We start from the raw sequence: 12,921 nt of genomic DNA, 5'->3' as shown, positions 1-12,921 counted from the left end.
AGCGCCTCCAATCGGTGGACATTCTTCGCGGCGCCATCATGATGCTGATGGCCATCGACCACATTCGCGATTTCGTCCATCGCGGCGCGATGCAGTTCTCCCCCACCGACCTTACCCGCACCACCGCGCCGATCTTCCTCACCCGCTGGATCACCCACTTCTGCGCCCCGGTCTTTTTTCTTACCGCCGGCATCGGCGCATTTCTCTGGATGTCGCGCGGCAATCACACCAAGCGCGAACTCTCATGGTTCCTCCTGACCCGCGGCCTCTGGCTCATTCTTATCGAAAATACGATCCTGCGCGTCGTGATGTTCTCGCAGGTGAGCTACCGTGGATCCGTCATCATTCTGCTTATCCTCTGGGGACTCGGCGCATCGATGATCGCTCTCGCTGCACTCGCGCATCTCCCAATCCGCGTTCTCGCGCCGCTGAGTCTTCTCGTGATCGTGATCCACAACGCCTTCGACCCGCTGACCGCCGATAAGTTCGGCCGCTTTGCATGGCTCTGGGACATCCTCCATCAGCAAGGCCTCTTCACGGTCGCAGGATTCAACTTCGTCACCGCCTATCCGATAGTTCCGTGGATCTTCGTCATGTCCGCCGGCTTCTGTCTCGGCACCGTGTTCCTTTGGGATCTCGCGCGTCGTCAAAGTTTCCTGCTGCGCCTTGGCCTGACCATGACCGCTGCTTTCTTCGTCGTGCGTGGCATCAACATCTACGGCGATCCTTCTCGCTGGATCCATCAGTCCACCGCAACCCTCACCGTGCTTTCCTTCCTCAACGTCACTAAATACCCGCCGTCGCTCGAATTCTTATTGATGACGCTCGGCCCCGCGTTCATCGTCCTTTCGCGTCTCGAAAACATGGGCCTTTCCGAAGCCAACCCTTTCGTGGTCTTCGGACGCGTTCCGTTCTTCTATTACGCTACGCATCTCTTCGTCATTCACCTCGGCAGCATCTTGATGAATTTCGTCTACTATCGCCACACTTCATTCCTCCTGCTTCCCGCACCTTCTATGGGCGGTGACCCCAAACTCTTTCCTCCCGACTTCGGATTTCCTCTTTGGGTTGTCTACGCCTTCTGGCTCGCGACGCTTGCCGCCCTGTATCCAGCCTGCCTCTGGTTCTCGCGACTCAAAAAACGACGCCGTGATTGGTGGTTGAGTTATCTCTGAGAAATAGCCCCTTCGCGCCTCTGACACTTCTGCCAGTTTTCGATGCTCGCTCCTGGCCGTAGTTTTAGGACTACCTTCCAAGGAGCTACTCCGCTATGAAAAAAGCTGCGGTATGGATCATTGCGCTCTGTCTCGTACTCTGCTTTGCCGGTTCCGCTTTCGCTGGCGATGCCAAAACAATCAAAGGCCTGATCACAACGCGCACGTCCGATGTCCTGTCCCTGAAAACTGCTGACGGCAATCAGGACGTAACCCTCACCGATTCAACCAAGGTCCAATCGCCGAAGGGCCTCGGTCTTCGCAAGCAACAAATGTCGTGGGCAAGCCTCATTCCTGGCTTGAAAGTCAGCGTGAAGGGCGCACTGGACGCCGGTGGCAAGTTCATCGCCGAAGAGATCACCTTCAGCAAAGACGATCTCCAGACCGCGAGCATGATCCAGGCCGGCCTCACCCCTACGGAACAAAAGGTCGATGCCAACAAGCAATCGATTGGGGAAAATAAAGAGAATATCGACACCAACAAGCAGCAGATCGATGAGAACCAACAAGCCGTCAACAAGCGCTTCGACGATCTCACTGACTTCGACGTCAAGAAGGAAGCTGTCGTCTACTTCGTCTCAGGAAAATCTTCCCTTGCAGCCGCGGACAAGAAAGCATTGACCGACCTTGCAGCCGAAGCCACGAAGCTTACCGGCTACATTATCGAAGTCAAAGGGTTCGCCGATTCCACCGGCAACGCCGCAATGAATCAGACCCTCAGCAAAGACCGCGCATTCGCGGTCGTTAACTTCTTGATGCAGGATTGCAGCGTTCCCCCGCGTCACATCGTTTCGCCAGGCGCCATGGGAATTTCTAATCCCGTGGCATCCAACGAGACGGCCACGGGCCGCAAAGAGAACCGACGCGTAGAAGTAAAGGTCATGGTCAACAAGGGCCTCTCACCCGCTGGAAACTGAGCACCGTACGAGCTGGCGAGCCCCGCGCCCGCCAGCTTTCCCTGCATTCTGTTCTCTTGCAACGCTCTGTCACTTTTGCTAGTTCTCCACGACCGCCGATTTCCTTAGCCTTTTCGTAGTCGAATTCAAGGAGAGTTCATCTTGAAGAAGAAGCTTGCGTTCTCGATTGTTCTACTTTGTCTGGTGGGAGTATCCTCCTTCGCGTCCGCGCAAAATTCCGCACCTGAGCCGAAAGCCGCAACCGCCGAACAGCTCACCGATGACGCTATCAAGATGATGCGCCAGGACATCAAGTCCGCCAAAAAGCAGATTGTCGCCTCCAACATGACTCTCACCGATACTGAGGCAACGAAGTTCTGGCCTGTTTACGACAGGTACATCGGTGAAGTCGCCAAAATCAATGACACTCGCTACGCGCTCATCAAGGAATACGCTGACAAGTACGCCACTATGACGGACGCCGATGCCAACAGTTTCATCAACCGTTGGCTTAAGGCCGACACCGACATGTCTAACCTCCGCATCAAGTGGATACCGGAATTCGAGAAGGTCGTCTCACCCAAGAAAACCGCCATGTTCTTCCAGATCGACCGTCGCACCAACATGATCGTCGAGTTGAAACTCGCGTCGCAGGTCCCGCTGATGAATCAATAGCTGGCCTGCACCGACACAAAGGGGCGCTCACCTGCCTGAGCGCCTTTTTCTTCTCCAGCAGATGACTCACCGCGGCTGAACCGCCGACGCTCGTGTCGCTCCACCCTGCGTGACGGGCCCATTCCACCAGCCTCCGCCCAGCGCCTGCAACAGTGTCACGCTATCCGAATATCGTGCCGCCTGCGACGAAACGCGATCGAGTTGCGTCTGCAACATCCCTCTCTGGGCATCGAGCAGTGCCACCTGGCTGATTCCACCCGCCGCATATCGCTTCGACGCAATGTCGTATGCCCTCTCAGCTTGGGGACGCTGCCTCCGTCCGCGACTTCAGGGTCTGCGCATCGTGCTCAATCGCCCGCAAAACATCCGCCACCTCGCGGAATGACTCCAGAACCGTTTGCCGATACGTCGCGCCCGCTTCATCGTAGGCAGCAACCGCCTTCCGCTTCTCCGCTCGCAGCTGTCCGCCGTTGAAAATCGGCTGGCTCAACGATGCGCCAACATTCCACACCGCGCCGCCCTCAGTAAAGCTCGTCCCGATCCCGCCAGCGCTTCCTGAAAGCGTAATTTGCGGATATAAATTCGCCGTCGCCACGCCAACGTTTGCGCTCGCTTGGTGCAGCAGCGCCTCTGCCGCCCGGATATCCGGCCTCTGCCGTACCATTTCCGACGGCACGCTCACCGGCAACTCCTGCGGAAGATGCAGACCATTGAGGCTCAAAGCTTGCACCTGCGCCTCCGCCGGTGTCTTTCCCATCAGAAATGCAAGCTGGTGGTTCAAGCTGTCGAGCTGTTGCTCCAGCGGCGGCAAACTCGCCTGTATCTCCGCCAGGGTTCTTTGCTGACTGCGCACGTCATACTCAGAAAATCCCCCCGCCGCATAGCGCTTCTCGGCGATACTTACGCTCTTCTCCTGCAATGCCAGCAAGCTCCGCGTCGCATCCATCTGCGCCCGCACTTCTGCCTGCCGAATCGCCGCGGATGCCACATTTCCTGCGAGCATCAATCGCGCGCCTTGCAACTGCCACTCCTGGAATTCCACCTGCGCATTCAGGCCTTCAATCAATCGCCGCTTCGCGCCAAAAATGTCGAGCGCATACGACACCACCACCGAACCATTCAAAAGCGTGAACGGCCCTGGGCTGGGAAACGGTACGCCAAAAGTCGCGAGATTGAGTTTCTCCCGCGTCGCGCTTCCGTTCGCGCTTACCGTCGGATACTTCGCCGCCCCCGTCTGCGCATTCGACTCTTCTTGTGCCTGCTTCAAACGAGCATTCGCCTGCGCAAGCGTCGGGCTGTTCGCGAGCGCTTCATGCACCATACGGTCCAGTTGCGGCGACTGAAATACCGTCCACCACTCTGCCGGAATGTCGCTCGAGCGTTTGATCGTTTGCGACGCACCGTCTTTTCCCGCAGATTGCACCGTCTTCGTCGGTTGCGGCTCCGGCGTGTAGGTTCCCACCGACGGACGCGCCGGCGCGTGATACCGCGGGCCAACCGTGCATCCCGTCAGAGCACCAGCGACTACCGCGACGATCCCAAATCTCAAAGATCCAACCATGGATTCACCTCAATCCAACGTCTGGCGGTAAGTCTTTACCGCGATCGACATAACTACGACCGTAAACACAATGAGCGGCCATACACTCGGCCATGAGTTCTCCCACCCATTCCCTTTCAACATGATTCCCCGTATCAGCCGGTTGAAATAGGTGAGGGGCAGAAGGTTTCCCAATACCTGCGCCCACTTCGGCATGCCCTGGAACGGGAACATGAACCCCGACAATAGAATGTTCGGCAGAAAGTAGAACACTGTCAGTTGCACCGCTTGCAGTTGGTTCTGCGCCATCGACGATAGCGTGATTCCCACCGTCAGGTTCGCAGCCACGAACAGCATCGCAACCAGGTAGATCGCGCCGATATTCCCGAAAAACGGCACATTGAAAACAAATCTCGCCGCCAGCAGGATGATCGTTACCTGGATCAGCCCGATGCCGATGTACGGAATCAGTTTTCCCGTCATCACCTCGATCGGCAACGACGGCATCGCCAACAAGTTTTCCATCGTCCCGCGTTCACGCTCGCGCGTAATCGCCAGGCCGGTCATCATCACCATCGTGAGTGTGAGAATCACGCCCATCAGTCCAGGCACCACGTTGTATTGCGTAATGCCATCCGGGTTGTACATTCGGTGAACCCGCAATTCGAACGGTGCCTGAGTACCCGCCAGCGACGCCAATGGCCCGGTCAGCTCCCGCTGCATCACCGTTTGCGTTATCCCGTTGAGTGAGAAAATTGCGTTACCAGCCGCCGTAGGGTCCGTTGCATCCGCTTCCACCAATAAAGCCGGATGCTCGTGGCGCAACAGTTGCCGCGTGAATCCGGCCGGAATGTTGACAACGAAAAGCACTTTCCCCTGGTCCAGAGCTTTTTTGCCGGCCTCTTCGTTCGGCAGCTCGCCGACGAATTTGAAGTAACCGGAGTTCTTCATCGACCACACCAGGCTGCGCGTGATGTCCGTCTTATCGGCATCCACGATCGCCGTATCGAGGTGCTTCGGATCCGTGTTGATCGCGTATCCAAATAGCGCCATCTGCAGTATCGGAACGCCAACGATCATCGCGAACGTGACCCGATCGCGTCGGAGTTGGAGACCCTCCTTGCGCACGATGCTCCACCAGCGGCTGAACGAGAAACGGCTGTGCGCACTCATTGCTGGCCTCCGAAGTTATCGGCAGAGCGGGTCATCATGTAAATGAAGACATCCTCTAGCCCTGTGTCGATCTTTTCAGCCCGCAAGTTCTTACCCGCCGCGGCCTGCCGTACGCTTTCCTCCAGCGCCGCAGCATCGGCTCCGCTCACGTGCAGACCATCTCCGAAAATCACCGTCTGGTCCACGCCTGGCAGCGTTCGCAACTTCTCTTGCAATTCAATCAGGTGGTCACCATAAATTGACCAACTGCTCAGCTTCTGGCTCGCGATCACCTCTGCTCCTGTTCCCTCAGCCAGCAGCCTGCCGTATGCAATGTAGGCGAGCTTGTGGCAACGCGACGCCTCATCCATGTAATGCGTGCTCACCAGCACCGAGATTCCCTTCGCCGCGAGTCCCTGCAACTCATCCCAGAAATCGCGCCTGGCTTTCGGATCAACCCCCGCCGTCGGCTCATCGAGAAGCAGCAATTGCGGGTTATGCAGCATGCACGCCGCCAGCGCCATGCGCTGCTTCCATCCCCCCGACAACTGGCCCGCCAACTGGTTCGCACGGCTCGACAGCCCCAAATCCGCAATCGTCTGCCGCACTACTTCCTTCCGGTTCGGAAGCCCATACATCCGCGCAACGAAATCGAGGTTCTCCGTAATCGTCAGGTCATCCCAGAACGAAAACCGCTGTGTCATGTAGCCGGCATTGCGCTTGATCGCCGCACTCTCGCGCTGAATGTCAAAGCCAAGACACGTGCCAGTCCCCGAATCCGGCTTCAGCAGCCCGCACATCATTCGGATCGTCGTTGTCTTGCCGCTGCCGTTCGGACCGAGAAATCCGAAGATCTCTCCTTTCCGCACTCGCAGCGAAACGTTGTTCACCACATGCTTGTTGCCAAAATGCTTGTTCAGGCCTTCGACATCAATTGCGTATTCGCTATTCCCTGCGGTATTCATGGCAGCGTCACCTCCACAGGCTGGCCCGGATGCAACGAAGCCGCTTTGTCCGCTGCAGGCCTCGCGATCACCATGAACACCAGCTTGGAACGGTTCTCGTTGCTGTAAATCACCGGAGGCGTGTACTCCACCTGGTTCGACACGAAGCTGATCTCTCCAGCCACCTCTGCGTCGCAACCGTCACAGTGAACGTTCACCTTCTGCCCGATCTTCAGCTTTCCCACAATCGTCTCGGGAACAAAGAACCGCACCTCGACATTCGCCGGTGGCAGCATCTGCACTACAGGCGTTCCCGCCGCAACCCAATCGCCCTCCCGGTACAGCGTGTCGAAGACCAGCCCATCTTTCGGCGCGGCAACCTGCTTCTGCTGTAGCTTCCATTTCGCCTGCTGCAGTGCTGCCTTGTCCGCCGCTACCACTGCAGCCTGTGCTGCAATTTGCTCCTCACGTCCCGGCAACGCCGCTACCTCAAGGTTGCTCTGGAACTGCCGAACGATCGCAGCATTCGCTGCAACCGCCGCCCGCGCGCTAATCAAGTCCGTCAGCGAAAATCCTCCCGCCGCGTATTGCGCCTCGTCGCTCTTGAGCAGATCTTCCGACTTCTGCAACTCGACCTTCGCCTGCGCCAACTGCGCCGAGATCACATCTTTCTCCGGCGGGCGCTTCCCCGTCTTCAGATCGGCGAGTCTTCCTTCATCCGCGAGCAGCGTCTTGCGCGCCTGCAACTCTGCGGAATGCTCTGGCTCTTGATCCAGCGTGAACAGTGCCTGGCTCGCGTTCACAGTGTCGCCGCGCGCCGCCGCCAGGTGATCAAGGCGTCCCGCCTGCGGCGTTGAAACATACACATATCGGCCTTCGACGTACCCCTGGTATCCGCTATCCCCTCGCTTCGAGCATCCGACGAAACCCATCGTTGCGAATACCAGGATCAGCAGGCCACGCAAAACGCGGCCCCGAAGGAAGAGAGACTTTTGTCCTCGGTTCATCATTTTTTCTCTCGTGAAATAGTTTTGGCCGAGGCTCTGCCCTTATGGCAGAGCCCATCTAACAACAACCCGGTGATGTGTTTCCTCATCGCTTCCCGGCTGAGCGGTGCCTGGTGGAGAATCGCAGCCCATGTATTCGCCGTCGCCATATGCAGCATCGCCAACCCAATCGTCGATGGCACCGCCAGCAGCGGCACGATCGCCGGGTTCAGCAATCCGTCCTTTTGCCCGCGTGCAATAGCGTTCCCCAGGATCCGCAGCTTCTCGTATGGCAACCGCTCGAGAATCCGTTCCCGAAGCGCGCCACCTTCATTCAAAATCTCCCTCATCCATGTGGAGGGTAGCCACGGTGCCTTCTCCACGCCCTCCAGCAACCGTCCGACGACCCCTTCTACGATCTGCGCCGCGTCTTCGCCCGCATGCACCGGCCCCCACACATTTCGAATGAGCGGTAAAAGGCGCTCCTCAACCACCGCATCGAATAACTCATCGCGATCTTTGAAGTAGTAGTGCAGCATTGCCGGCGTCAACCCTGCGCGCTTTGCGATCATGGCAAACGTCGTCGCGCCTGCCCCCGATTCCGCGAAGAGCTCTGTCGCCGCATTCAGCAGAAGTTCTCGGGCGCCAAGCCCCAGCCTTGCTGCCGGTCGCCCCACCTTCGTCTTCACTTTGGCTTTCGTGTGCATAATTTAATTGATGCATTAATTAATTACTGGTTGCACAAAAATGTCAAGTCGCTCGTACTCGACGAACGTCCTTACCGCTAGAAATTGTCTAGGAAACTACCGAATTACCAGCACTTCGCGAATGTTGTCGCGCCCCAGAAAAAACTTAATCGACGCATAGTCGCGAAACAAATTCTCGATGTGCCGGTTATTGAATACCCGCTGCAGGCGGAACTGCGGCCCCTTCTGAAGTTCCAGTGTCTGTGCATCCGCAATGTGATAGCGAAAGTACGGCGCATCCGGCCCCGCATCTTTTGTATGGAAGAACGCCAGCAGCATCCCGCCGGGCTTCATGATCGTGTGGATCCGCTCGATGGTCGGCTTCACCACTTCTTCGGGCAGATAGTCCGGAATGTCCCAGGCCATCACCGCGTCAAACTTCTCGCGATCGTGCTTCAGGTTCTCCGCGAGGTAACGGGTCACGTCCACCACCGTCTGCCCTTCCTTGCAGGGGTCGATGGATTTGGTTTTGAGTTCCGCGCCGTTCGCTTCCTTGAGCACGTCTTCGTTATAAATGCGATGCCCGCGCTCGGTGATGATCTTAATATTGCTCGGTGAGGTCGGCCCAAGGTCGAGGACCCAGATGTTCTCCTCGCGCCCAATCGTCTTCATGAATTCCTGGAATCCGGTAGACCGCCGCTGGATGCGGTCTTTCGACGACACGGGCTCGCCGGCGGCATTCTTTTCTCCACCGCCGAAAAATTTACTGAAAAAGCCTGGGGCCACGTCCGTATTGTAACCGTTGCGAGTTCCTCCTCGCCAAACGCACAAAAGCGGCCCGCAGGCCGCCTTTGCTACCACCGAATTTGTCTACGCTATTTTGTCTCGATCAGCGGTGCCTGCGATGCCGGTGTAAACGTCGAACTCGAACTGAACGTGTTGGTCGCATTCGTCGCAGCGGCCGCAGCAGTTTCCTTCTTCGGCTCCGGTTTCGGTTCGGTTCCCGCCTTCTGGATATCGATGGCGCCTTTGAAGTACGCGCCGTCTTCAATCATGATGCGCTGCGTAAAGATGTCGCCCGAAAGCACCGCCGACTTCTTCAGTTCCACACGGTCCGCCGCGCGAATATTGCCATCCACCCGTCCGTGCACAACGACTTCCTTGGCATGCACATTCGCCTTAATGTGGCCATTCGGCCCGATTGTCAGCGCATGGCCCTTCAGATCGATGCTGCCTTCTACTTCGCCATCCAGGAAAAGATCTTCGCTGCCCGAAAGTTCGCCGCGAATGATCACTGATTTTCCAATGTGCGCAATGTCGCCCATCTTAGGTTGGACCTCCATCTTCGGTGGTTGTACGACCGGTGCTACCGGAGCCGCGGCCACAGGCGGTGCCGGCGGCGGCGCGGGCGGATGATACGCGGGCGCTGGTGCCGGAGCCGGGGCTGCCTTGTGCTCCTCTTCCTTCTTATTCGACTTCCACATGAAACGCTCCCAATGCAAACCAACCTCGAGCGGTCCTTTGCCCTCGGAAATGTGCAGATCGATGCGCTGTTTAGCTTAGGCGCTCCAATTCTCACGCGCAAGCAAAAAGCCTCCTATCTCGGTGACACACCATCACTTCCCCGGTTCCTCCCATTTCGTGCAGGAACTTCAATACTCTGGGATGGCACCCCGACACACACCTTTCAGCACTCCGATGACACATCGGTTCGCAATTTATCAATGAGTTACTAGTCATTTTCTAACCCATTGATAAAGAACTACTTCCAGCAGCAGCTTTGCCCTGAGCTGCCGGGCGGCTTTGGCCATTCGTGTGCTTTAGTACGGGTATCGGTTGGCTGGAAGGTCGCTCTCACTGACGAGACCGAAAACCAGGGGAACAGCGGTTTGGTCAGTGACCGGCGACATCAAATCAAATGGGACTGTCTTCTTCCGGTCAACCGACGCTCTCATAAATTCTCTCCGCTACCCCGGCCAGCGCAAGCTGGCCTTTTTTGCATCTGCAACCCTCGCCCGCTCTCATCATCGAGCAACAAAAAGCAACGGACAATCCCGCGCTCCACGTCTAATAAGTCAGAGTAGAATCTCCGGAACGGAGTGCCCTTTGATCAGCACAGCCGCACGACGCACCCTCGCCATCCTGGCATTGCTATGCGTCAGCATGCTTGCGACTTCTTACGCGCAATCTCCGGAATACCAAGCCAACTCCCGACAGTTCGTACGCGACGCCGTGTACAACGAGTTGCACGCCCACAGCAATGGCCAACACTTCATGTGGAAAGAAATGGAGAAGAAGGTGAAGGCCACCACCACCAAGTTGATGGTCGAAACCAGCCAGGGAGTGATCAGCCGCCTCATCGCCCTCAACGGTCATCCGCTGTCAGCGCAGGAGCGCGCCCAGGACGATGCTCGCGTCAATCGCTTGCTCAGTGATCCCAGTGCCCTGCACAAGAAACAACAGCAGCAGAAGGAAGACGAAGAGCACGCCAACCGCGTCCTCGGCTCAATTCCAGACGCCTTCACCTTCAAGTACGTCGGACTGGAAGACGGCAAAACCGGCAAGCTCGTTCATTATGCGTTCGAGCCCGATCCCAACTTCGCCCCGCCAAATCACGAGTCGAAGGTTCTGCAAGGCATGAAAGGCGATCTCTTCATCGACGCCAACGCCAAGCGCATCGCCAAACTCGATGGCACGCTCATCGACCAAGTCGAGTTCGGCTGGGGGATCCTCGGCCATCTCGACAAGGGCGGCCGCTTTGTCATTGAACAGACCAACATCGGCGGCGATCGCTGGGACACCACCCGCTCCTACCTGCACTTCACCGGCAAAGTCCTCATGATGAAGTCTCTCAACATCCAGGAAGACGAAACCATGTCCGACTTCCAACCGGTCAAACCCGACCTGACCATCGCCCAAGGCATCGAGCTAATGAAGAAGACCGACGACACGGTCGCCGAAAATGGCGGCAGCGCCGCGCTGCGATAACGCCAAACTTTGTAGCAACGAAGCCTCTTAGCGGCCAACCCAAGACACTCTCGCCTAACCTCGCTGTCTCCTGTCATCCTCGAGGAGCGAAGCAACGAAGGATCTGCTGTTCTGACCTTCGTTCCCTTCGTGTTTCAATGTTTTTGCTTTTCCAGCTAAACTCTGAACAATGACCACCAATCGCAAGTTTGCCATAGCGATTCTCGCGGCCGGCAAAGGCACGCGCCTGAAATCGAAACACCCTAAAGTACTTCACGAAATCGCTGGCAAGCCGTTACTCGACCACGTCGTCGCTGCCGCCGCTAAGGTCGTTCCGCCGTCGCAGATCTTCGCCATCATTGGCCATGAAGCCGACCGTGTCCGCGAAGCCATGCAGGCCAGCGGCATTCAGTTCGTAGAGCAGAAGGAGCAGCGCGGCACCGGTCACGCCATCCTGCAAACTCGCGACGCGCTCAAGGACTTCGACGATGTCCTCGTCCTCTCCGGCGACGTCCCCCTCATCCGCACCGACACTGTCGAGCGCCTCTTCGCCTTCCATCGCGAGCACGCTGCCGCCATGACGATCCTCACCACGGAACCGCCCGACCCCTTCGGCTACGGACGCGTCTTCCGCAAGCATGCTGGACAATCCGACGAAGTGGATCGCATCGTGGAACAAAAGCAGCTCACGCCCGAGCAGGCGCGTAATCGCGAAATCAACAGCGGCATCTACGCCTTCCGGGTGCAACCGCTCTTCGCCAACCTCGACAAGCTCACCACCGACAATCCGCATGGCGAGTACTACCTAACCGACATGGCTGCAATCCTCGGCGGCGCCAGTGAAAAAGTCGTCGCCATTCGCGCTGACGATTCCCACGAAGTTCTCGGCGTCAACACGCGCCAGGACCTCGCCTCGCTCGACGCCCATTTGCGGCTTCAGAAATGTCAGCAACTCATGTCGGCCGGTGTCTCGATTTTTAAGCCGGAAACCTGCATGATCGACAGTGACGTCGAAGTCGGTCCCGACACCATCATCGAGCCTTTCGTCCAGCTTCTCGGCAACACAAAGATCGGCGCTGACTGCCATATCAAGTCCTACACCGTGATCTCCAACTCCACCATCGGCGACGGCGTTCTTCTGCGCCACGGCTGCATTGTAGATTCCTCCAAGGTCGCGGCGCGCGCACTTCTTGGCCCCTACTGCCACCTCCGTCCCGCCAGCGACATCGGTGAAGAAGCCCACATCGGCAACTTCGTCGAGACCAAGAAAACTCGCGTCGGTAAAGGGTCGAAAGCCAATCACCTTACCTACCTTGGAGACACGGAGATCGGAACCGGAGTGAACATCGGCGCGGGCACCATCACTTGCAACTACGATGGCGTGAATAAATTTGGAACCATAATTGGCGACAACGTCTTCGTCGGAAGCGACACGACACTCGTCGCGCCCATCGAACTCGGCAAAGGTTCCTACATCGGCGCGGGATCATGCATTACCGAAAACGTCCCCGACGATGCACTGGCGATCGGCCGCGGTCGCCAGGTAGTCAAAGAAGGCTGGGCCACGAAAAAGCGCGCCGAACAAAAGAAGAAGAAATAGCCACGCTTCCGCTCTCAGCGGCGCGTTTACCACAACGCTCTCTCCTCGCCCCTCTCCCTCTTGTCATCCAGAGGAGCGCAGCAACGAAGGATCTGCTGTTCCGCCTCGCGGCCAGCCCATGCTACCGCCTGAAGCGCCACTACTCTCTCCTGTCATCCTGAGCGCAGCGAAGGATCTGCTGTTCCGCTTCGCGGCCAGCCCACGCTACCGCCCGAAGCGCCACTACTCTCTCCTGTCATCCTGAGCGCAGCGAAGGATCTG

13 protein-coding genes are annotated in these 12,921 nt (G+C 57.6%); 5 read left to right on the top strand and 8 right to left on the bottom strand.

The features are described from left to right. Window positions 1-14 precede the first annotated feature (14 nt). The 3 genes from ACID345_RS08845 (at window position 15) to ACID345_RS08835 (ending at window position 2,785) form a co-directional block, all read left to right on the top strand. On the top strand, window positions 15-1,175 hold the full coding sequence (locus ACID345_RS08845) for a DUF1624 domain-containing protein (RefSeq protein ID WP_266190191.1): 1,161 nt from the start codon (window positions 15-17) through the stop codon (window positions 1,173-1,175). Window positions 1,176-1,270: 95 nt separating this feature from the next. Further along, window positions 1,271-2,131: an OmpA family protein gene (locus tag ACID345_RS08840; protein WP_011522528.1), complete on the top strand. Its 861-nt coding sequence runs from the start codon at window positions 1,271-1,273 to the stop codon at window positions 2,129-2,131. A gap of 141 nt (window positions 2,132-2,272) precedes the next feature. After that, window positions 2,273-2,785, top strand: coding sequence for a hypothetical protein (locus ACID345_RS08835; RefSeq protein WP_011522527.1), 513 nt, complete (start codon window positions 2,273-2,275; stop codon window positions 2,783-2,785). Between the two features lie 66 nt (window positions 2,786-2,851). On the opposite strand, the gene ACID345_RS27370 is transcribed toward ACID345_RS08835, so the two are convergent. The 8 genes from ACID345_RS27370 to ACID345_RS26260 form a co-directional block, all read right to left on the bottom strand. Further along, the gene (locus ACID345_RS27370; protein ID WP_266190228.1) at window positions 2,852-3,037 is read right to left on the bottom strand and encodes a hypothetical protein; all 186 of its coding nucleotides are present in this window, start codon (window positions 3,035-3,037) and stop codon (window positions 2,852-2,854) included. Between the two features lie 43 nt (window positions 3,038-3,080). Next, window positions 3,081-4,346: an efflux transporter outer membrane subunit gene (locus tag ACID345_RS08830; protein WP_011522525.1), complete on the bottom strand. Its 1,266-nt coding sequence runs from the start codon at window positions 4,344-4,346 to the stop codon at window positions 3,081-3,083. Between the two features lie 9 nt (window positions 4,347-4,355). Beyond that, on the bottom strand, window positions 4,356-5,498 hold the full coding sequence (locus ACID345_RS08825; protein WP_011522524.1) for an ABC transporter permease: 1,143 nt from the start codon (window positions 5,496-5,498) through the stop codon (window positions 4,356-4,358). Next, complete coding sequence (locus ACID345_RS08820) at window positions 5,495-6,442, bottom strand: ABC transporter ATP-binding protein (protein ID WP_011522523.1); 948 nt, start codon at window positions 6,440-6,442, stop codon at window positions 5,495-5,497. Before ACID345_RS08820 ends, ACID345_RS08825 begins: the two co-directional genes overlap by 4 nt. Continuing rightward, window positions 6,439-7,431, bottom strand: a complete 993-nt coding sequence (locus tag ACID345_RS08815) for an HlyD family secretion protein (RefSeq protein WP_228370754.1) — start codon at window positions 7,429-7,431, stop codon at window positions 6,439-6,441. Before ACID345_RS08815 ends, ACID345_RS08820 begins: the two co-directional genes overlap by 4 nt. Next, window positions 7,428-8,114: a TetR/AcrR family transcriptional regulator gene (locus ACID345_RS08810; protein WP_011522521.1), complete on the bottom strand. Its 687-nt coding sequence runs from the start codon at window positions 8,112-8,114 to the stop codon at window positions 7,428-7,430. The genes ACID345_RS08815 and ACID345_RS08810 overlap by 4 nt, the downstream gene beginning before the upstream one ends. Window positions 8,115-8,210: 96 nt before the next feature. Then, window positions 8,211-8,879, bottom strand: coding sequence for a class I SAM-dependent methyltransferase (locus tag ACID345_RS08805; RefSeq protein WP_049761834.1), 669 nt, complete (start codon window positions 8,877-8,879; stop codon window positions 8,211-8,213). 89 nt (window positions 8,880-8,968) lie between these two features. Next, window positions 8,969-9,577 (bottom strand): bactofilin family protein, encoded by a 609-nt coding sequence (locus tag ACID345_RS26260; RefSeq protein WP_011522519.1) that lies wholly within the window; start codon window positions 9,575-9,577, stop codon window positions 8,969-8,971. A 622-nt stretch (window positions 9,578-10,199) separates the two neighbouring features. On the opposite strand from ACID345_RS26260, the gene ACID345_RS08795 reads away from it, so the two are divergent. After that, entirely contained in the window at window positions 10,200-11,081 is an 882-nt protein-coding gene (locus ACID345_RS08795; protein ID WP_011522518.1) for a hypothetical protein, read from the top strand. Between the two features lie 169 nt (window positions 11,082-11,250). After that, window positions 11,251-12,660: a bifunctional UDP-N-acetylglucosamine diphosphorylase/glucosamine-1-phosphate N-acetyltransferase GlmU gene (glmU, locus tag ACID345_RS08790; protein WP_011522517.1), complete on the top strand. Its 1,410-nt coding sequence runs from the start codon at window positions 11,251-11,253 to the stop codon at window positions 12,658-12,660. Window positions 12,661-12,921: the final 261 nt, after the last annotated feature.

Source organism: Candidatus Koribacter versatilis Ellin345 (assembly GCF_000014005.1).
GTDB classification, from domain to species: Bacteria; Acidobacteriota; Terriglobia; order Terriglobales; family Acidobacteriaceae; genus Korobacter; species Korobacter versatilis_A.
Note: the sequence above shows the minus strand (reverse complement) of the source record. Positions and strands in the feature narration are given on the sequence as shown.

Coding starts and splice junctions, on each gene's coding strand:
- ACID345_RS08840 (WP_011522528.1), top strand. CDS start 1,271: ATGAAAAAAGCTGCGGTATGGATCATTGCGCTCTGTCTCGTACTCTGC.
- ACID345_RS08830 (WP_011522525.1), bottom strand. CDS start 4,346: ATGGTTGGATCTTTGAGATTTGGGATCGTCGCGGTAGTCGCTGGTGCT.
- ACID345_RS08825 (WP_011522524.1), bottom strand. CDS start 5,498: ATGAGTGCGCACAGCCGTTTCTCGTTCAGCCGCTGGTGGAGCATCGTG.
- ACID345_RS08820 (WP_011522523.1), bottom strand. CDS start 6,442: ATGAATACCGCAGGGAATAGCGAATACGCAATTGATGTCGAAGGCCTG.
- ACID345_RS08815 (WP_228370754.1), bottom strand. CDS start 7,431: ATGATGAACCGAGGACAAAAGTCTCTCTTCCTTCGGGGCCGCGTTTTG.
- ACID345_RS08810 (WP_011522521.1), bottom strand. CDS start 8,114: ATGCACACGAAAGCCAAAGTGAAGACGAAGGTGGGGCGACCGGCAGCA.
- ACID345_RS26260 (WP_011522519.1), bottom strand. CDS start 9,577: ATGTGGAAGTCGAATAAGAAGGAAGAGGAGCACAAGGCAGCCCCGGCT.
- glmU (WP_011522517.1), top strand. CDS start 11,251: ATGACCACCAATCGCAAGTTTGCCATAGCGATTCTCGCGGCCGGCAAA.